Source organism: Mucilaginibacter sp. P2_A4 (assembly GCF_056405015.1).
Window position 1 is genome coordinate 48,797 of sequence record NZ_JBFUCX010000016.1, and the last position, 20,813, is coordinate 69,609.

The following is a 20,813-nucleotide window of genomic DNA, read 5'->3' on the forward strand; positions in this document are numbered from 1 at the left end:
CTGTTTATTTTAATTTTATATAATTTAATAAGGTAGGTTTCGTTTATTATCAATAACTAAATCGCCTTATTATGAAAGTATATCTCATTTTATTTACTTTATTATTAACGTTTTCTGCCTGTGGGCATAAAAATGTAGAAGAGAAAGCGGTGGTGGCCGATATGGCGATGGCTCCAGTTCCGCCAGTAAAGCAAAGTAAAGCAGGTTACGAAAGAGCGTATGATAAAAAAGCGTTTAATGACAAGGAAGCCTCTCCAAAAGAAACGGTTGATACATCTAAAAAGATAATTAAGGAGGGCGAGATCCGTTTCCCGGTGGAGAACCTGAAAGCAACCCGCCAAAAAATAGTTAACTCGCTAAAAAAACTGGGAGGCTATGTTGCCGAAGAAAATGAAACAACCAATAGCGATAATAATCAAAAGGAATATGATCTGAAAATTCGGATCCCTTCTAAAAATTTCGACTCATTCCTCGAAGCATTATCTGTCGATGCCGATCATATCGATACAAAAAATATCCGCCGGAGAGATGTTACTACTGAGTTTATTGACATCGCCACTCAACTTAAAAACAAACAACTGCTTGAGGATCGTTATCTTGAACTGTTAAAAAGGGCTACCAAAACCAGCGATCTTTTGCAGATAGAAGAAAAGCTTGCCCAGATCCGTACCGATATAGAATCAACCCAGGGGCAGTTAAATTATTTAAGCAGGCAGGTTGCCTACAGCTCACTTGATATTACTTTTTACAATAAGCAAACGGCCCAAATTGTTGACGAGGCATTTAGCTATAAATTTAAAACGGCTGTTTATGATGGCTGGAACTTGTTGCAAAACCTGTTTTTTAGCACTATTATGTTTTGGCCCTTTATAATTATAGCCGTTATTTTTTATTGGATGGTTAAAATATGGAGAAAGAAAAAGGGAAGGAAAGCGGAGTAAGTTTTGCTTTCTTTTATGTTTGATATTGTATGGGGCGGTGATACGCAATTCAAAGCCGTTTGGTCCTGTGTTCGCAATGGTTATATTGTATAAATAAAATGCAATTTACTTATATTAGTAAGTTAACGGTTTGGAACAGGGATTGAAGTAAATAAAAAATTGAACGCATATATCTTCCATATCACCCTCTATGACCTGGCCTTTCTGGGGGCGATATTTATCGGGTTCTCTTTCGTTCTGCAGTTGGGATTCGCCAAAAGGGCCAACCGGGCTGCAAACCGCTTTTTGAGTTTGGCCCTGGTTGTGATGGTGCTGTGGCTGCTTTGGGTACTGGGGAGGGATATCGGTCTTGAAGCCTATTTTTCTCATTGGAGCTGGCTGCCGCTGCAATTTTCGCTGGCATTGGGCCCGCTGATCTTTTTTTATGTTCTCAAAATAACCCGGCCTAAGTATCTATTTCGCTTTAAGGATCTCCTGCATTTCGGCCCGCTGCTGCTCGAACTGGGCGCCCTGGTGTTGGAGATAAAGGAGAGTATCAGCACGGGGGCGGCTACTTATCATACGCAGACCTTTCATACGCTGAACCCAATATTACAATTGCTGGCGTTTATTTCGGTCGGCGCCTACCTGTATGCGTCTCACCGGCAGATAGAGCGTTTTTACCGGGGCCTCAAATTTAACGGGGGCGATCGGTACCGGTACGAATTGCGGTGGCTGCGTAATTTACTAATAGGTTTCGGCCTGTTATGGCTATTGTGGATCCCTTTTACAGCCGCAGACTATTTTTATTACCATTACCAATTAAGTATACATGCTTATTATCCTTTATATCTCCTTTTGGCGGTAATGACTATTTGGATGGCGGCCGTAGCTTTTTTAATTCAGGAGGCTGGCGTTCCGGTCGACCCCCCTTCGTTTTTAAAGCAACCGCTTCCTGCAGAAATGAAACAAAGGGGTAATTGGCTAAAGAAAACCGTGCAAGCCAACCGGTATTACCAGGACCCGGAACTGAACTTAAGCTCGCTGGCTGAAAAGCTTGACCTTGGTCCTCATGAATTATCGAGGATAATCAATACGGTGCTCAAAAAAAGCTTTAATGATTTCATCAATGAATATCGCGTTGCGGACTTCGTTCAGAAAATGCAGGACCCTGCTTATGAACACATAACCCTGTTGGGCATTGCATTTGAATCCGGATTCAATTCCAAAACTACGTTTAACCGCACTTTTAGGCAAATGACCGGGAAAAGCCCCGCAGAATATAAGAACGATCTGAAAAAAGAGCGACCATCTTATAACTTGGAACACCCGACCCGATTTACAGCGGTAAATTCGAATCACGAAACCACTCCTAAGTGGTCTGATGAGAAATTAAACCGCAATTATATGTTTAAAAGTTACCTGAAAATAGGATGGCGCAACCTTACGCGCAATAAAAGCTATACCGCCATTAATGTTACTGGTTTGGCTGTTGGTATTACCGTTTGTATGATGATCTTTATCATTATACAATTTCAAACAAGCTTTGATACTTTTCACGCGAAGAAGGATCGTACCTATCGTGTGCTGACCGAATTTCATTACGCAGAAGGAGGAAATATTTCTTACAAAGCAGCTGTCCCTTTTCCAATGCCTTTAGGACTGAAAACGTCTTTTCCCCAAATAGAACAGGTAGCCCCGATCTTTGCCAGCCACGATGATCAGTTGTTGATTCTTGATAATAATGGAAATACGGAGAAAGATTTTAAGGAGCAGCACGGTGTATTTTACATGAACCCTTCATTCTTTAAAATATTCGATTTCCCGCTGCTGGCAGGTTCTTATGAATCATTAAAAGATCCGAACAACGTATTACTTACCAAAGAGATCGCTGAAAAATATTTCGGTGATTGGAAAACAGCAATAGGCCGAACCATTAAACTGCAAATGGGCGGCTATATGTTTGAACACGGCGTCGATGTATTAAAAGTTTCAGGGATTTTGGCCTCCGTACCTGCAAATTCAGATTTTCAGCTAAAGGTTGTTGTAGCCTATGGAACGGGTTTCACCGGGGATTATTTGTCAAAATCCACCGATTGGGACGGGAATGTTGCCGGTTTTGGTTGCTATATTTTGCTGCCGCCGAACACTTCTGCCGATAATTTCAACCAGCAACTAAGAACGTACTCCCACAAGGTAGAATCGCCGGGCAATACCGACAGGCATTTTATCCAGCCCTTAGATGCCGTGCATTATGATACGCAAGTGGGTAATTACAGCAACAAAACAATCAGCCATCAGCTGCTCAATGTATTGTGGCTTATTGCAGCATTCATCTTGTTGATTGCCTGCGTAAACTTTATCAACCTATCCACTGCGCAAGCCGTTAACCGGGCGAAAGAGGTTGGCGTAAGAAAAGTGTTGGGGAGTAGTAAATCTCAATTGCAGATCCAGTTTATCATCGAAACATTTTTAATAGTTATAAGCGCCGTAATACTCGCGGGCTTTATTACCATGCTTGCATTGCCTTATGTGGGGAACCTTTTGGAACTTTCGCTTTCATTCAACATTTTTAGCAATCCTGCAATTATCTTATTTCTTTTGGCGGTAACCATCGTAGTTACAGCGCTTGCAGGCTTTTATCCCTCTATTGTTTTATCGCGTTTCAGTCCGGTTAATGCGCTAAAGAGTAAGCTCACATCAAATGCAAACGGAATTTCGTTACGAAGAGGGTTGGTGGTGTTTCAATTCATCATTGCGCAGGTGCTCATTATCGGAACGCTCATCATTGTAAAGCAAATGGATTATTTTATGAACCAGCCGCTGGGCTTTGATAAAGACGCCATTATCAACGTTCCTTTCCGTGTGGATAGTCTTCGCCTCAGCAAGCTGGGTTATTTAAAGAAAGAATTATTGGCTGTAAACGGCGTGCAGGCGGTTACTTATAGTTCCAACACCCCGGTTGAAAATGGCACCGATCTGTGGAGCATTATCAAATATAATCATGCGGTAAAGCAAACAGACTTCCAGGTTATTACCAAATTTGCCGACAACGAATACGTATCCACTTACAAATTGCCGCTTATAGCCGGCAGAAATGTGAACCCGTCTGATACCACGGGAGAATTTCTGGTAAATGAGTCTTTGGTGAAAACTTTGGGACTGAAAAAACCAGAGGACATATTGAACAAGCATATGACCACCTGGCATGATCAAATCAAGGGAACTGTTGTTGGCGTATTAAAAGATTTCCATAACCGGTCTTTCCGCAATGACCTTGCACCATTATTGATCACCACCGACATTGCCATGTACAACCAGGTTGGTATAAAGCTGGCGACTACAAATATTTCTTCTACCATGCAATCGGTTAAAAAAGTATTTGATAAAACGTTCCCCGATTTTGTTTATGAGTACAAATTCCTCGATGAAAAAATTGGAAGTTTTTACAAACAGGAAAACCAGTTATCGCAGCTATATAAAATTTTTGCAGCTATCGCCATATTCCTTAGCTGTCTTGGTTTGTATGGTTTAGCCTCATTTATGGCAGTGCAAAGAATAAAAGAAGTGGGTATTCGTAAAGTGCTTGGTGCTACCGCGGGCAATATCGTTTATTTATTTTCAAAAGAATTTATCATCCTCATTGCAATAGCCTTTGCCATTGCTGCACCCATTGCATGGTATTACATGCACCAATGGTTGCAAGCGTACGTTTATCGCATCAACATCAGTTGGTGGTTATTTGCTGCAGGCGGATTTGCGGCAATAATTATTGCACTTGCAACGATAAGTTTCCAGGCAATAAAAGCAGCAATAGCAAACCCGGTGAGAAGCCTGAGAAGTGAGTAGGCATTTGCCGCAGTATTAACAGGAGATTTGGGTTAAATGCAATAAGATGTTTTCGGCGTTGAAATGCAGGAGGGCTTCATGTCCAAATCGGGTATAAGTCCGGAAGTGTTATCCGGACTTATATCGATTTTATCTCAACTTTACCAGCCGTTCGCCTTCCAAAACCGGAATGGCGGTGGTGATATCAATTTGCAGGCAAAACTCAATGTCTTTTTGGATGCCCAGTTTTTTCAACCTTTCGCCGTGCGATGTTTTTTTAAGGTAGTCGTTAATATCATGCTTGCCTAACTGGTAAAGATCATTTGCGGCAATAGCGGCATCATCCAGCTCAAAACCATCTGTTTTTAGCTGGTCTATAACGGCTCCGGCAAACAGGGTATCTTCCAGGTTGAAATTGTTTTTCCAGCCGGCACATACTAATAAAATATTTTCATCCTGATTTTTTAGCCAGGTGCTAAGCGCGGTAAGGTTCAGGAATGAGCCTATAACAATTTTTTTGGCCGCGCGTGATAAATGCAGCGCATGGGTACCATTGGTGGTAGTAAGCACAATGGTTTTACCTGCCACTTTTTCTACCGTGTATGAAAATGGCGAATTGCCAAAATCAAAGCCATCAACTACCTTTCCGTCGCGTTCTGCTGCCAAAAGGTAATCCAGCCCTTTCTCTCTATACGCGGAACACTCCTCAACCTGTGATACCGGAATAATAGCCTCAGCACCGTTTTCAATACCATAACATATAGATGACGTTGCCCTGAAAATATCAATAACCACTACAATATAATCCTCCACATTAAAAAGTGGTATTAAAGCTGGAGTAAGACAAACGTGTGCCGTCCGCCCCCCTGAAGGGGTAGTGCTATTTTGAGTTTCTGTAGACATAATTTTAAATTAAACTGAAAAGGGAACTATTGTTTATAGTTCCCTCTTTAGGGGGGTAGGGGGCTTACGCCTTGTAAAATGGTGGCTTTACAATTTTAGCCTTTACCTTGTTATCTCTAATGCTGATGTAAATTTCGGTGCCTTCTTTGGCAAATTCGGTTTTTACATAGCCCAGGCCTATGGCTTTTTGCAGGGAGTGCGATTGTGTGCCCGATGTTACCTTACCTATGTTATTACCTTCAGCATCAACAATGGGGTAATCATGACGCGGAATACCACGGTCGATCATTTCAAAGCCTACCAGCTTTTTGCTTACGCCAGCTTGTTTTTGCTGTTGCAGTGCTTCGGCGTTGGTGAAGTCTTTATTAAATTTGGTAACCCAGCCCAGGCCGGCCTCTAAAGGTGAAGTAGTATCGTCAATATCGTTACCATAAAGGCAAAAACCCATTTCTAAACGTAAAGTATCACGGGCGCCCAGGCCAATTGGTTTAATGCCAAATGGCTCGCCGGCTTTAAATATCGCCTCCCAGATCTGGCTGGCATACTGGTTTTCGAAATAGATCTCAAAACCACCCGCGCCGGTATAGCCTGTAGCCGAGATCACTACATTATCAACACCTGCAAAGGTTCCTTTTTTAAAGGTGTAGTATTCCATAGATACCAGGTCAACATCGGTAAGGCTTTGCAGCGCCTCGGCAGCTTTGGGGCCTTGGATGGCCAGCAGTGAGGTACGGTCTGATATGTTTTTCATCTCAACGCCGGCAGTGTTAAACTTAGATATCCAGTTCCAGTCTTTATCAATGTTTGATGCGTTAACCACCAGCATGTAAGTTTTCTCATCTATACGGTAAACCAACAGGTCATCAACAATGCCGCCATCTTCATTAGGCAGGCATGAGTATTGTACTTTGCCATCGTACAGTTTGGAAGCATCGTTACTGGTAACACGTTGTATTAGGTCAAGCGCGTTATCGCCTTTTAAAATAAATTCGCCCATGTGGCTTACGTCAAACACGCCAACGGCTTTGCGAACGGTTTCGTGTTCGGCGTTAATACCAGCGTATTGTACGGGCATATTATAGCCGGCAAAGGGTACCATTTTGGCACCTGTTTTTATATGGATATCGGTTAAAGCAGTATTCTTCATGCAAACTGTATAATAAGCCGCAAAAGTAATTATTTCTGAGTGGAATTGGGAAGGAGGATGGAAATTAAGAGGTGACTTATCAGCCGGTCGGTTTACTCATCGCGACACCGCTAATAAAAGAAAATTGTCATTTCGAACGAGCGGGGGCGGATTGAGCGTAAGGGCGAGGAGAAATCCTATACAATATGCATTGTTCGTTAGTATGTTGTATAGGATTTCTCCTCGTACCTCGTTTGAAATGACAACGTTTTTACCGAGAAATAGAAGGAGGTTTCCACACCAGCAGTTATACTTTAGCTGCCTTTTCTAAATTTTTATAAAACTTAACCAGGCCTTTGGTAACCTCATTTACATCATGTTGCTGCTCTATCAGTTTACGGGCGTTTAAGCCCACGCGGCGGCAAAATTCTTCGTCGGTAATACAACGTTCAATGGCGTCATAAAATTCCTGCTGGTTATTGGCAATCAAAATGTCGTCACCATGGGTAAAGTTGATTCCCTCGGCACCTAACGAGGTTGATATAATGCATTTTTGCATGGCCATGCCTTCCACAATTTTTACCCGCATCCCCCCGCTTGATAAAAGCGGGACTATCATGATGGCCTTACTGTTCACAAACTCAAAAGCGTCGTCAACTTCGCCCTGTATAAATATTTTGCCCATCACCTCATAGTCGTCATAGCGCTCGGGGATGTTATGGCCTGCCACATAAAACTTCACCCGCAGATCGCCTTCAGTGAGGTCTTTATAAAAATTATCAATAAACCATTCTATTCCTTCGCGGTTGGGCAACCAATCCAACGATCCCAGGAAAAACAGGCTCGGAAATTCGGTTTTGCTTAGATCAGGGTTGTACCTGGTTAAATCAATGCCAACCGGAAATATCTCCACCGGGATAGTGGTTCCATAGGATAGCATCGTAATCTTATCTTCGGATGTGAATACCGCTATAGCATCAAATTTATTAAGCTGCTCCAATTCATAATCCTTAATACGTTTGGCCAGCATGCGCAGGTACCATTTTTTAAACAAGTCGCTTTTTTGCTGGGCCAGCCTTTGCCAAACCTGGTGCTCAATATTATGTGAACGATAAATAAGCCGGGCCTTAGAAAACTTGCGGATAGATGACAGGTAGGGAGTAACAAATAAACCCTCAAATTGCACAACATCATAAGTTGTTTTCTTTAACTCGCGGATAAGCAGTTTTTCAAATTCGGCATTATAAAAGCGATCAACATTGTTTGATTTTTTATTGAACAGGTTTACCACCGCATCAACCATTGATATGTTGATGTTGATCTTATACGAGGTATAATTTATTTTATCCTGCAGCTCATCTTTCCCATGCGAGTTTCCATTGTATTTTTCGGCGTTTAATGATACCAGCGATACATCATGGCCTAAGGCGATCAAGCCTTTTATGGTATTGCACACCACTATGGCATACCCGCCATTTTGCGGAAATGGGACACGATGTGTTAAAATAAGAATCTTCAAATGATTGATGGTTTGTCACAAAAGTACCATCCTGAACGTGGTAATCAAAGTATCTTTAAAAAATACTTAGCTGTGGATCGCTTACTCTGAAAGTTTTACGATGGTATGGCGTAAAACCTATTTTCATTACCGTTTCGCGGTGTTTTATGGTTGGATAACCCTTATTGGTATGCCAATCGTACTCGGGATGTTCGGCGGCAATTTGCAGCATATAATCGTCGCGGTAGGTTTTGGCCAATATGGATGCTGCCGCTATGCTGAAATATTTTCCATCGCCCTTAATAATGCACTCATGCGGGATGTTTGGATATTTTTTGAAGCGGTTACCATCAATGATCAAAAATTGGGGTGCTATATGCAGTTTTTCAATGGCTCGGTGCATGGCCAGGAATGATGCATTGAGGATGTTGATCTCATCTATCTCAAAATTATCTACCGATGCTACTGCAAAGGCAATAGCCTTTTCTTCTATCACGGTACGTAACTGGTACCGTATTTCTTCAGATACCTGTTTCGAATCGTTGAGTAGGTGGTGATCAAAATCATGGGGGAGTATCACGGCGGCGGCAAATACCGGCCCAGCAAGGCATCCGCGACCAGCTTCGTCACATCCTGCTTCAATCAATTCATATTGGTACCTGGCTGCTAACATCCGTGCAAATATAATAAGAAGTATCAGGTAGTTAGTATCAAGACAGGAGAAGTATCAAGTCGTTAGTATCAAGTATCAAGACAGGAGCTATAATTCGTGCAATTCGAAAAAATTAGCGGGAATTAGTGTGTATTAAAAGATCCTTAAAGTAAGCAGGGTGATATCATCTATGGGCTTGCTTTTGTGTACCAGATTTAAATGATCTAAAAGGGCGTCGTTAAAATTATCTGGTGTGAGGCTGCCATGGGATTTTACAAAATCAAGCAGTTTGTCCTCGTTCCAAACCTTGTTGGTGGTTGATTCAAAATCCATCAACCCATCGGTGTAGTTTACAATCAGGCTGCCCGGCTCTATATCAATTTCGCCCTCATTTAAAAAGGGAAGTTCTTCAAAAACGCCTATCATGGTGGTGCCCAGTTTTAGTGGTATGGCGCCTCCGTCGGAGTAGAGTATGGTAGGGTTGTGGCCCGCGTTGATATAATTAAGTTTGCGTTTCTTTTGGTTATAACGGGCCAAAAAAAGTGTTATAAAACGCTCGCCTTTGGTGTTGTTGAGTACTATCTTATTCAGGCGGTCGATGATATTGGTCAGGTCGTCTTCCACCGCTGCCCAGGCATGCAGGCTGGCCTGGAAATTGGCCATCAGCAGCGCTGCCGAAATTCCCTTACCAGATACATCGGCAATACACCACAGAAATTCGTTTTCGTTAAGGCGGATAAAATCAAAATAATCGCCGCCGATGTTTTGATGCGGCAGGTATTTGGCCCCAACTTCCACATCAGCATCCTTATGGATTTTTAGTGGGATAAGCATGTTTTGTACCTCAACGGCAAGCTCCATTTCGCGCTGAAAACGTTCTGATTGTAAGCGTTCGCGAAATAGTTTTTTATTCTCCAGGGCCACAATGATCACATTCATCAGGGTTTGAATGAAGTTAAGATCGTTGCCCAGCATCTCGCCCGATGTATTAAAATCGCCGATAAGCGCGTAAGCTAAGGCCTTGCTTTTATGATATATGGGGATAAAGTAATTGTACTTTCGCAGGGTATGGTCTTCATGATCAGCTATCGCTATAGGCGATTTTACCTTGCTTAATTTATTGCAGGCCTTGCTTAAAATCATCGACGATTCTATATCGCCGCCGTATTTGGAGATGCATACAAACTTATTTTCCTTTTCGATAAGAAAACGCAGCTTGCCCACCTGCAGGTAATTTTGCAGGATAACCTCAAGCATTTGGATAAGTATCGGGGTGGCAGTATTCTTATTAATGGCCCTGGTAATCTCCAATAAGGAATTTAATTCTGATTGTCGCTTCAGCAACAGCCTGATTAATTCGTCTTCGCCAGAACTATCGTCTATATATTGCATCTGTTTTTAGTACGCTGACTAAAATAGAAAAAATATTTTCAAATGCGTGTACTTTGTGATTTTATATCGAAGGCATCGCGTAAACCAACGGTAACCAGGTTAAACGCGTACACCAGCAGCATGATAGCAATGCCGGGAATAATGGCCAGGTAAGCCGAGTCCATTACAATATAACCGTAATGTTCTTTAATCATGCCGCCCCAGGTAGGCATAGGCGGTTGCGCGCCAAAGCCAAGGAAACTTAAACCGGCCTCAAGTAATATGGCCGACGCAAAATTGGATGAGGCCAGTACCAATATTGGGCCGGTTATATTGGGTAAAATATGTTTGCTGATAATACGGGCATTGTTAAAACCCAGGGCACGGGCAGCCTCAATATACTCCACCTGTTTAAGGCTCATCACCTGCCCGCGTACCAGCCGGGCCACCTCAACCCACATGGATAGGCCAACCGCTATAAATATTTGCCACAGCCCTTTGCCAAGAGCAAAAGATATGGCTATAACCAGCAGCAATGCCGGTAACGACCATAATATGTTCATTACCCAGCTAAGCGCGGCATCTATCCAGCCGCCAAAGTAGCCGGCTATTGCGCCGATGGTTACCCCTAACAACATACTAATGATAACCGACATAAGCCCAACAGCCAGCGAAATGCGGGTACCCAGCAACAGCCTGCTCAGCATATCGCGGCCATAAATATCAGTACCCAGCCAAAAGGTTTTGGTGATTATTTGTTCACTTTTTATTTTATCGGCAAAGTGCTGATAGATTTCGGCTGTTTTTTTTGAGGAGATAGCAGGGTTTAGTAGTACCATGCCATAATGATAGCGGGGTTTAATCCCATTCACTACTTCAAAAATATTATAAGCCTTTTTATCGGGCTTGTCCTCATCGCCAATATATTCGTTTACATGAATAGAATCCTGCTTAAAATAATACCCGGTAATAGGGATCTCCCTGTAAAATGACGATTGCCCAAAAAACATCCTGCTCAAGAAACCAACAGTATCAACCTGTTCGCTTTTGCGTATACGCAGCATGGTAAACCGGGCTCCCGGCTTTTTGATGCTCAGCTGTATGGTCATGTTATTGGCATGCGGCGTTTGATCAGGCAATACAAGATAACCTAATATGGCTATCAGCAGCGTAGTTGCGATAAAAGCAAGCCCGCCCATGGCAATTTTATTAGGCTTAAAGGCGATCCACGTTTGTTTTGAGGGGGTAAGCTGGGCCAATAGTTAATAGTTCCTTTTGGCTAAATATCGTTTAATTAGGTACAATAAGCAATTAGCTTTGTACAAATTACATTGATATTAAAAATGAGCGCTATTTTACCTCGCGGCCTTTCCATTGGTACTTTTTATTGCTGCCTACCAGGCCCATCATAATAAGGTAAATTACATGTGCAGGTATGGTTATAATAAGCAGGCTTACCAGGTATCCGCGTTTAAAAAAGTTAGTAACCGGCAGCAGGTAAATAGCTTCAAACAGGTATTTTAATAAAAACTGTGTCAAGAAAAGTTTAAAGAAATATACATCATAAAAACCCAGGCAGGCGTTTAGCAATATGGATACATTAAAAAGCCAGAAACACATGCCAATAGCTACTATTTTTTTATCCTTATACTTTGTAAATTTTGAAGCCCAGCGCTTCCTCTGCTGCAAAAACTCTTTTAAGTTGGGCTTTGCATGGGTATAAACAATAGCATCTGTTTGTTTTAAAAAGCCAATTTTGCCGGGGTAGCGCACCGCTACTTTTTGCAGCAGTAATTCATCATCGCCAGATGCTACATCATCAATTCCGGTAAAGCCACCAACTTCATTAAATACATCTTTACGGTAGGCCAAATTGGCACCATTGCAGGTAGATGCCCGGCCATTGCCAATAAATGCCGCACCTATACCTATAAGAAAAGAAAACTCCAGGGTTTGCATCAGCTCAAATACCGATTTCTCTTCAAAAAAAGTTACCGGGGCTGAAACCATTACCAGGTCCTGGCTTTGATAGTAATTTACTATAGTTGATAACCATTTGCTACCCATGCGGCAATCAGCATCGGTAGCCACCATTAAATCGCCAGATGATCGTCTAATGGCTTCTGTTATCGCCTTTTTTTTATAGGAGTTAAGTGGCTTATCCTCGTTCAGTTTCATCAGGGTTATGCCCTGGTCTGCATAGCTGGCGATAATTGCAGCAGTATCATCAGTGGAGTGATCATCAACAATAATAACCTCTAACAGGTGTTTTGGATATTCCTGTGCTAAAATATCTTCAATAGTTAAATGTATCCGCTCTGCCTCATTACGTGCAGCAATAAGTATGGTAACCTTTGTGTTAAAATCGGCAATTGTAAAGGGAATTACCTTAATATCAAACCATCCTTTAATTAAATAAATAACAAGTAACAGATATAAGCCTGTTAATAATAACGAAATTATACTAAGCGTTGCGATCAAAGAATTTGAGTTTAAATACAAATAAAGAGCCTAAAATAGCAGGAATAAATAAATTTATGAGCCATATAGACGATACACCGGCTATTATGGCAAATTTTTGATCGGTGATATAAACAAACAGGTGCGATGCTGTAAAGCCACGTACACCAATATCAAAAAGATCAAGAGATGGTACAATGGAGGATATTAAAAAAAACAGCATCAACATCATCAGCATAGAGAAAATCGGGATCTGTGGTATCAGCATCTGGAAAACCAAATAATACTGCAACGAGAAGGTAGCATACCGGGCTACGCTGAAACCCATTGTTTTAATAAGCTCATGGGTTTTATATTGACCCATGATTGCAAAAAAGCGGTGATATTTTTTAACCAGGGGGATGCTATCAAACAGGCTAACCACCCAATTGATATGGAAATAGATGATGAGCTGCAGTGTTGCCAAAACAGCGCCCAGGGCCATTACACCTATAAGCAACCAGGAATAATCATGTATATAGCGGCATATAAACCAGATGATAGAAACCGCGCCTAAAACATTGGTTACGGTGCCCTGGCTAAATGAGCCAACACTCATGGCAAAAATACCGGGAATGCGCTTGCGATTGGGTAAAAACATTACCCGGCCACCATATTCGCCCAATCTGTTTGGTGTTGTTACCGCCCAGGTAAGACCGCAAAAAACGGCTTCCACCGCTTCCCAAAGCGTTATATCAATAAGTGTTTTGGTAACATAGCGCCATTTTAAAGCCTCCAGAAACCAGTTAACAAACATGAGCATTACCACAAAAAACATGGTGATAATTACCCGGGTGATACTTAAATGTGATGCTAAAAGCTCAAAGGCTTTTAAGTCGTTGTTTTTTTTGGAAAACTGCCTGTAGATAAACAATGCAGCTACAATTAATATACCGGCCTTAAGTAAATAGGAAACTATTTTTTTGGTAGAACTAGTCAAACAGATAAAAATTTATGCAATGTTACGAAAAATGGGGCGAGGTTTAACCCGCCCCATATAACACAGCATAAATACTTTTGTTTATTTCAATCTCGCTTTTAAAAATGCAATGGTATTGGCATAAGCATCCCGGGTGGCCTCGCTGTTATAAGCGGGACTGCTTGGGTTTGCAAAAGCATGATCGGCATCATATTGGTGCAGGTACAGCTTTTTGCCTGCTGCTTTCATATCATCATTAAATTTGGCAACAACTTTGGGGTTTATCCATTGATCTTTATTGGCAAAGTTGCCCAGTACATCGGCATTTAAAGTTTTTAATCGCGCTATGTTTTGCTCGGGCATGCCATAGTACATTACGCTGCCTGCCAGTTTTTTACCCGCCAATAAGCCGGTTTGCAAGCTCCAGCCGCCACCAAAACACCAGCCTATTGTGGCAATATGCGCTCCTGCACCGGTATATGCTATGGCGCCGTTAATAATGGCTTTGGCCCTGTCTTCATTTACGGCCTGCATAAATTTACCTGCATCCTGCGGGGTAGTAGCAATTTTGCCATCGTAAAGGTCAAGGTCAATAACGTTCACGTTGCCCAGATCGTTGTATATCTTTTCAGATTCGCGTTTAACAAAATCATTTAATCCCCACCACTCGTGAATTACCAGGATGTAATTTTTACTTGGTGTTTTAGCTTTTAGCAGGTATGCCGTTGATTCTTTGCCATCGGGTGTTTTATAGGTAATATTTGTGCCGATGCTGCTTTGAAAGCGGATGGGCAATGGCTTTAAATGCGCCATTTTAAATTTGGAATCGGAGGCCAGCATGGCAAACCGTTGTGTGGCCGATGGGTTACTGCAGCAAACCACTTTGCGCTGTGCAAATGCACCGCTGCAAAAAATGAAGAGTAGGGTAAAAAGAGTACGCTTTTTCATGGTTGGATGTTTTGTTAATAACAAATACGTTGATGAATTAATTTGCGTTGCCTTAAACTTAACCGGTAATAGCAAGGGGGGATCTCCATATTTTTTAATGGGGATCCGCTTCCTCAAAATTACTGTTTAATATACCTTTTCCAATACAATTTTATGCTGAGATTAGAGGAGGGCAGATCAGGGAAATCGTTTTAAATTTATAGCGACTTATCCATCAGTCTGAGGTAGTTCAAAGTTAAAAAGCGGCATGACGTTGTGTTTTTTTTAAGCGATTTCCCTGGGGGCAGGTTCTTTATTCAACCGTCCAGGCACTAATTCCGTATGCAGCTAAATTTACTTCAAGTTTGCCATCAATAATATTAGTAACATCTTTCCCGATAAAATTACCAGTCTTTTTTTCTTGTAAGCCAGCCGCTTCCACAGTTGCTGCCTGTTGCTTATCTGATAAATTGACAACCACTATAACGGCCTTATCCCCATCCTGCCGGATAAATGAAAATACCTGGTCGTTATTATTGATGAGGGTTTTGTACGTTCCGCTAACTATAGCCGGATTGGATTTGCGCAGGCGGATCACCTCCTTATAATAATTAAAAAGCGAATTGGGATCTTTTCGTTCCTCTTCAAGGGATATGCCATCGTTGGGCTTATCATCATTAAACTGATCCTTATACGGGCCGGTTTGCTTGTACCAGTAAGCCATTCCTTTGCCTTTGTCTGTTGCATACCATTCAAATGCCTGTCTGTCGGGGATTTCATTGGCATCGGTGGCTCCGAAATTGGCGCTAGAGCCTGTCATGCCTAATTCCTGGCCGTAGTAAATAGATGGTATGCCGCCCATGAGCAGGTTAAGTGCGCAGCCTACTTTTAGTTTGGCTATATCACCTTTAACAGCGGTACTAAAACGGGGGATATCATGGTTTTCAATAAATACCACCTGTTGTTTGCCTGCAGGGTTCATGGCGAGGGTTGAATCGGCGTTGGCTAATAAAAGATCCTTCCTGAACGAGCGGATGGCGAAAGCGAGTCTTAAACCAAACACGCGGTCAACGCCGCCTTTCTCCAGGTAGTCCAGCCCTAAACTAAACCAGTTGGCCTGCTCTGCAACTATTTTTATTTTAGGGTTGATGGCTCTTAGTTTACCTAATAAAGGATTCCAGAAAGTATCAAATAAATGCGGCAGTGTGCCTTTATTATCCAGGTTATCCATCATATGGTCCAGCCTGAAACCATCTACACCATCATCAAATTTACCGTCCTTATTCGGGTCGAGCCAGTAGCTGAACAGTTTTAAATTATATTCCTTTGATTTTTCGCTGTTTAAATTGGCGGTGGTGATTTTATGGGTTATACCATCATAGCCTTTTAGGCTGGTTAAGTTATATACAATGGTTGATGGTTTTTTATTCTCCTTATCGTCCCATATAATATAATCGGTGTACTCGGATTTTGGGTTGCCGAACGCGTCCTTCCACCATTTGGAATCCTCGGTAACATATTGGGTTTCCATATCCATATAAAATTCCATGCCCCTTTTGTGCAATTCTTTAATCAGCGCCAGGTAATCGTTCAGCGTGCCATATTTAGGGTCGATCTTTTGAAAATCGATAGCAAAGTAATTATGGTAATAAATTGATTCATAAAGCGGTGTGCACAAAATGGAGGTTACCCCAAGCTCCTGCAGGTAATCCAGTTTCTGCCTTATTCCGTTCAAATCACCGTGACTATCGCCATTGCTATCAAAAAAGCTCCGCTGAAAAATATGGTAAATAATCTCGTCGTTATTGCTCTGGGGTTTATTGCGCTTCAACCCGGCACGTGAGGATAGTGCAATGCAAAGCAGGCAGGCAATTGCAACAAGTTTTTTTATTTTCATGGAGTTATAATTGGCTGCCAAAACAACAGAAATAAGTACTAATATACAATGAATAAACAGTTTATTTAATAGCCTATCTTATCATTAAAAATAGTCTTTATTACTATGTTTTTGCTTTTGGTAATAATATATGGATTATATACTCCACATATTGGCCAATTTTACTGTGTTTTGACGGCCGTAGTAGTATTAATTTTGCACATTATACTTCCTTAATTATTTAGGCAATAAACTACGCGTAATAATAAAACCCTGAAACCTGCTATAACGATAATTCAACATGCCCATTACCTGCAAAGCTGCCATTACGAATGGCGACGGAAGTTTTACTATTGAAGATATTGAAGTTCATGACCCGCAGGCCGATGAAGTACTGGTAAAGATTATGGCCGCCGGCCTTTGCCATACTGATCACGACTCGCTGAGCTGGGGTAAGCAACTCATTATAGGGCATGAAGGTGCCGGTGTTGTTATTAAAACCGGCAGTAAAGTTACCGGCTTAGCGCCCGGCGATAAAGTGATATTAAACTGGGCCATGCATTGCGGCCATTGTTTTCAATGTTTAGCAGGTAATCAACACCTTTGCGAGGTGGCTTCGCCGGTAGCGGCGGGTGGCAACGGATATACGCCTGGTCACGCACATCCATCGGGCACCACATTAAATGGTTTGCCGGTTTTGCGCTCGTTCAATATTGGTACCCTTGCGGGCTACACGCTGGTAAAAGCATCGGCAGTAGTAAAAAACGCGTCGGCAAGTATGTCATTCCCGGCGGCAAGTATCATTAGCTGCGGTGTGATGACGGGCTATGGCTCGGTGCTGAATGCTGCCAAAGTAAAAGTAGGGTCTTCGGTAGTAGTATTGGGCACCGGTGGGGTAGGGCTTAATGTGATCCAGGGTGCAAAAATAGCGGGAGCGGCGATGATCATCGCCATTGATATCAACCAGAATCGTTTAAACATGGCGGTTAAATTTGGAGCCACCCATACACTTTTGGCCTATAAAACGGATACCGGCCTGTTACAGGCCGCCCAGAAGGTAAAAACCATGACCCATAACCGGGGTGCCGACTATGCTTTTGAATGTACTGCCATCCCGGAGTTGGGCGCAGCCCCGCTGGCGATGGTGCGCAACGCGGGTACCGCTGTACAGGTAAGCGGTATTGAGCAGGATATCACCATTGATATGCGCCTTTTTGAATGGGATAAAATTTACATCAATCCACTATATGGCAAATGCCGCCCGCAGATAGATTTTCCTGACATTGTACAACATTATGAAGACGGGAACCTGATGCTGGAAGAAATGATTACACGTACCTATAAGATAAATGAACTCGATAAAGCTTTTGATGACATGCTGAAAGGCAGAAACGCCAAAGGGGTTATTGTTTTTGACTAAAAATATGCCATTTAGAACAACTGAGATATCTAACCCGCAGTTTGAAAATAATAATCTACGTTTTATAACGGTAAAAACTCCGAACCTTAAAGGGCGGGGCGATATATGTGTATACGTGCCGCCGGGAACAAAATCAACCCATACCTTGCCTATTGTAATACTGCTGCACGGTGTTTATGGCAGCGCCTGGAGTTGGGCCTACAGTGCCGGGGTGCACTTAACGGTGAATGAATTAATAAAGACAGGTGAGTTGTCTCCTATGATATTGGCCATGCCATCAGACGGGCTTTGGGGTGATGGATCTGGTTTTTTGCCGCACAGTACCTGTAATTTCGAAAAATGGATAGCGGAGGATGTGCCAGCCGCTGTAAGGGAAAATATTGCGGGCGCTAAAAAGGATTCACCTTTATTTATTTCGGGCCTATCAATGGGTGGTTTTGGCGCATTGCGTATTGGTGCCAAATATGGGCGGCAGTTTAGGGCTATATCCGGAATGTCGTCAATTACCAGTTTGCCGCAGATTAAGCTTTTTGTGGAGGAGCCTTTAAAATGCTATGCCCAGGATAATAAAATTGATGAAGATGTTTTTGAAACCTTTAAACATTACAGGGAACAATTGCCGCCGCTAAGGTTTGATTGTGGTGAAAGCGATCTGTTATTAACGTATAATCGCGATCTGCATAAAAAAATGGAGGAGGAGGGGATTCCGCACATTTACGAGGAATTTGGCGGCGGGCATGAGTGGTCATACTGGTCAAAACATGTAGTTAAAAGCTTAAAATTTTTTGCCGGGCATCTTTAAAAAAAGAGATAAAATAATTGCAGATATTTTGCGGGCGAATGTCTTTTATTAGTATAATTTTTTGATAATCAATTAATTAAATCCTTGCTCCTTCAGAAATATCATTTTTTTGTCAATTAGTCATGGCTGTTTATACAATTTTCACTAATTTGAACGTTTAACTACTTTGTAGGTTCTAACCTGCAAATAGTGATAAGGTTTAGGTTTAAAGTCCCCAAGCAGCGAGTGCAAGGGGACTTTTAATTTTTAAGGAAGATGCCTGGTGAAACAGCTCATCTATCAGGTAAACCCATCAATTATTGCTTTATTTGCAGCTTACAAAAATATCCGGCACCTGTTAATACACAAATGAGCGATCTGAAAAAAGAATTATATGATTTGTGTGTTGCCTATGTGCGTAGAAGCATGGATGCTGCCGAGCTGGCTATCCAGGAAGCCCAAAAAGCATCAAACGATGATACCAAAAGCAGCGCCGGCGATAAATACGAAACCGGGCGCGCCATGATGCAACAGGAAACCAACCGCAACCTGGCCCAGTTAAATGAAGCCAATAAACTTATGGTTGCCCTAAACCGCATCAGCACCAACGGAACATCTGCCGTTGCCGAGCTAGGGAGTGTAATTATTACTAATAACGGAAATTTTTACCTGGCTATTAGTGCCGGTAGCCTGCCGCTTGCGGGTAAAACCTATTTCGCGGTTTCTCCCGGATCGCCGGTTGGCCTTAAACTTAATGGTAAAAAGAAGGGCGATAGCTTTACGCTGAATGGTAAATTATATGTTATTGAACTGGTAAGTTAAGCGTTATGCTTTTAGCAGGTATACCGGGTGTGAATTTTATGGCATTACCGACCTGGTTTTGGATGATAATATTTAAATGATTTTGCTCTGCAATAACCATTTGATCTCCATTATAGATATGGTGAATATAATTTACTTATTTTTTTGCCAGGAAGCCGGATACCGAAAGTATCTCATCAACTACGCCAGTAATATTTACGCTGTTTTTTCAATATTAATTTTTTTTTGCTGACTGTTTGCCCACGCCGGCATATTATTTACCATATTATTATATCTTCAGAAAGAATGGATTTAATGGGGCGCTTGATAGATGCGAAACAGCCTGGCAGGTCATTGCTGATAACAGAAAATAAAAGATCTTTGGTATGGTTAGGGTCATCAAGCGCTTCCTTTGTCTCGATATTTCCAAGCTTTTTTGTTTTAACTCCTTGTTTAGCTCGGTGTTATGTAAATTGCTTCTGCTGATGATTGAAAGAATTACATCGCCAACCTCTCAGTAGCCATAGTAGGAAGACTTGCCGCAAAATTTTATATGACGTTGTTTTAAAAGAATTGCGAAGGCTAATGGCGTTGAAAATATAAAAATTAATTAATTCATCTCGTTTAAAACAATAAATGGTATTGGTTTTATAATTTATGGTATAAATAGGTCCTTATTTAAAAAGTAACCTATATCATATTTTAATTTTATGTTAAAAAACAAGCCGTTTTAACCCAAAATCAATAAAAATTAACTTTTTTTAAAAATAAAACCCCTCATTCATCAAATGATGCAGTAATCATCAAATATCTATTACTATATTTGATGTTAACAAAACTGGGCAACTAAATAACCTTGCCTTTTATAAATTAAAGATTGATGAACATATTTGTAGGAAGCCTTCCTTTTCAATTAGAGGAAGCCGATTTAAAAGAGCTTTTTGAAGCGTACGGTGAAGTAAGCACTGTAAAAATTATTATTGACAGGGAATCTGGCAGAAGCAAAGGTTTCGGATTTGTTGAAATGTCTGATGATGAGGCTGCACAAACAGCAATCACTGCCTTAAATGGTTCAGAAGTAAAAGGCAGATCAATTGCAGTTAGCCAGGCTGAAGATAAAAAACCAAGTGATCGCAGAAGCGGTGGCGGCGGTGGTTATGGTGGCAACCGCGGCGGCGGTGGTGGCTATGGCGGCGGCGGCGGTAACCGTGGCGGCGGTGGCGGCGGCTACTCAAAAGATAACAGAGGCGGCGGCGGCGGTAGCCGTTGGTAAATTATAATTAAAGTAAAAC

At 41.8% G+C, this 20,813-nt stretch carries 16 protein-coding genes; 6 read left to right on the plus strand and 10 right to left on the minus strand.

What is annotated here, in order from left to right:
• Positions 1 to 71: 71 nt before the first annotated feature.
• Positions 72 to 941, plus strand: a complete 870-nt coding sequence (locus AC1DYB_RS24495; RefSeq protein ID WP_477438790.1) for a DUF4349 domain-containing protein — start codon at positions 72 to 74, stop codon at positions 939 to 941.
• A gap of 159 nt (positions 942 to 1,100) precedes the next feature.
• Positions 1,101 to 4,769, plus strand: a complete 3,669-nt coding sequence (locus AC1DYB_RS24500) for an ABC transporter permease (RefSeq protein WP_477438792.1) — start codon at positions 1,101 to 1,103, stop codon at positions 4,767 to 4,769.
• A gap of 129 nt (positions 4,770 to 4,898) precedes the next feature.
• Here AC1DYB_RS24500 and AC1DYB_RS24505 read toward each other — a convergent pair whose 3' ends face one another.
• The 10 genes from AC1DYB_RS24505 to AC1DYB_RS24550 all read right to left on the minus strand — a co-directional run bounded on the left by AC1DYB_RS24505 (position 4,899) and on the right by AC1DYB_RS24550 (position 16,540).
• On the minus strand, positions 4,899 to 5,651 hold the full coding sequence (locus tag AC1DYB_RS24505) for a 2-phosphosulfolactate phosphatase (RefSeq protein WP_477438794.1): 753 nt from the start codon (positions 5,649 to 5,651) through the stop codon (positions 4,899 to 4,901).
• Between the two features lie 64 nt (positions 5,652 to 5,715).
• Complete coding sequence (gene gcvT, locus AC1DYB_RS24510; protein WP_477392732.1) at positions 5,716 to 6,798, minus strand: glycine cleavage system aminomethyltransferase GcvT; 1,083 nt, start codon at positions 6,796 to 6,798, stop codon at positions 5,716 to 5,718.
• 286 nt (positions 6,799 to 7,084) lie between these two features.
• Entirely contained in the window at positions 7,085 to 8,296 is a 1,212-nt protein-coding gene (locus tag AC1DYB_RS24515) for a glycosyltransferase family 4 protein (protein ID WP_477438796.1), read from the minus strand.
• A 55-nt stretch (positions 8,297 to 8,351) separates the two neighbouring features.
• Positions 8,352 to 8,948, minus strand: coding sequence for a ribonuclease HII (locus tag AC1DYB_RS24520; protein WP_477392728.1), 597 nt, complete (start codon positions 8,946 to 8,948; stop codon positions 8,352 to 8,354).
• Positions 8,949 to 9,080: 132 nt separating this feature from the next.
• The gene (locus AC1DYB_RS24525; RefSeq protein ID WP_295715906.1) at positions 9,081 to 10,319 is read right to left on the minus strand and encodes a PP2C family protein-serine/threonine phosphatase; all 1,239 of its coding nucleotides are present in this window, start codon (positions 10,317 to 10,319) and stop codon (positions 9,081 to 9,083) included.
• A 38-nt stretch (positions 10,320 to 10,357) separates the two neighbouring features.
• The gene (locus AC1DYB_RS24530; protein ID WP_477438799.1) at positions 10,358 to 11,557 is read right to left on the minus strand and encodes an ABC transporter permease; all 1,200 of its coding nucleotides are present in this window, start codon (positions 11,555 to 11,557) and stop codon (positions 10,358 to 10,360) included.
• A gap of 91 nt (positions 11,558 to 11,648) precedes the next feature.
• On the minus strand, positions 11,649 to 12,779 hold the full coding sequence (locus AC1DYB_RS24535) for a glycosyltransferase family 2 protein (protein ID WP_477438801.1): 1,131 nt from the start codon (positions 12,777 to 12,779) through the stop codon (positions 11,649 to 11,651).
• Positions 12,763 to 13,737 (minus strand): hypothetical protein, encoded by a 975-nt coding sequence (locus AC1DYB_RS24540; RefSeq protein ID WP_477438803.1) that lies wholly within the window; start codon positions 13,735 to 13,737, stop codon positions 12,763 to 12,765. The genes AC1DYB_RS24535 and AC1DYB_RS24540 overlap by 17 nt, the downstream gene beginning before the upstream one ends.
• A gap of 81 nt (positions 13,738 to 13,818) precedes the next feature.
• Positions 13,819 to 14,664, minus strand: a complete 846-nt coding sequence (locus tag AC1DYB_RS24545; protein WP_477438805.1) for a dienelactone hydrolase family protein — start codon at positions 14,662 to 14,664, stop codon at positions 13,819 to 13,821.
• A gap of 292 nt (positions 14,665 to 14,956) precedes the next feature.
• Complete coding sequence (locus AC1DYB_RS24550; RefSeq protein WP_477438807.1) at positions 14,957 to 16,540, minus strand: alpha-amylase family glycosyl hydrolase; 1,584 nt, start codon at positions 16,538 to 16,540, stop codon at positions 14,957 to 14,959.
• A gap of 280 nt (positions 16,541 to 16,820) precedes the next feature.
• Between AC1DYB_RS24550 and AC1DYB_RS24555 the strand changes: the two genes are divergently transcribed.
• From AC1DYB_RS24555 to AC1DYB_RS24570, 4 genes are all read left to right on the plus strand, one after another.
• Positions 16,821 to 17,939: an alcohol dehydrogenase catalytic domain-containing protein gene (locus AC1DYB_RS24555; protein WP_477438809.1), complete on the plus strand. Its 1,119-nt coding sequence runs from the start codon at positions 16,821 to 16,823 to the stop codon at positions 17,937 to 17,939.
• Positions 17,940 to 17,943: 4 nt separating this feature from the next.
• Positions 17,944 to 18,741 carry an alpha/beta hydrolase gene (locus tag AC1DYB_RS24560; RefSeq protein ID WP_477438812.1) on the plus strand — a complete coding sequence of 266 codons (798 nt, stop codon included), beginning with the start codon at positions 17,944 to 17,946 and terminating at the stop codon, positions 18,739 to 18,741.
• Positions 18,742 to 18,996: 255 nt separating this feature from the next.
• The gene (locus tag AC1DYB_RS24565; RefSeq protein WP_477438814.1) at positions 18,997 to 19,542 is read left to right on the plus strand and encodes a 3-oxoacyl-ACP synthase; all 546 of its coding nucleotides are present in this window, start codon (positions 18,997 to 18,999) and stop codon (positions 19,540 to 19,542) included.
• A gap of 859 nt (positions 19,543 to 20,401) precedes the next feature.
• The gene (locus AC1DYB_RS24570) at positions 20,402 to 20,794 is read left to right on the plus strand and encodes an RNA recognition motif domain-containing protein (RefSeq protein WP_477392021.1); all 393 of its coding nucleotides are present in this window, start codon (positions 20,402 to 20,404) and stop codon (positions 20,792 to 20,794) included.
• The last annotated feature ends 19 nt before the right edge of the window (positions 20,795 to 20,813 follow it).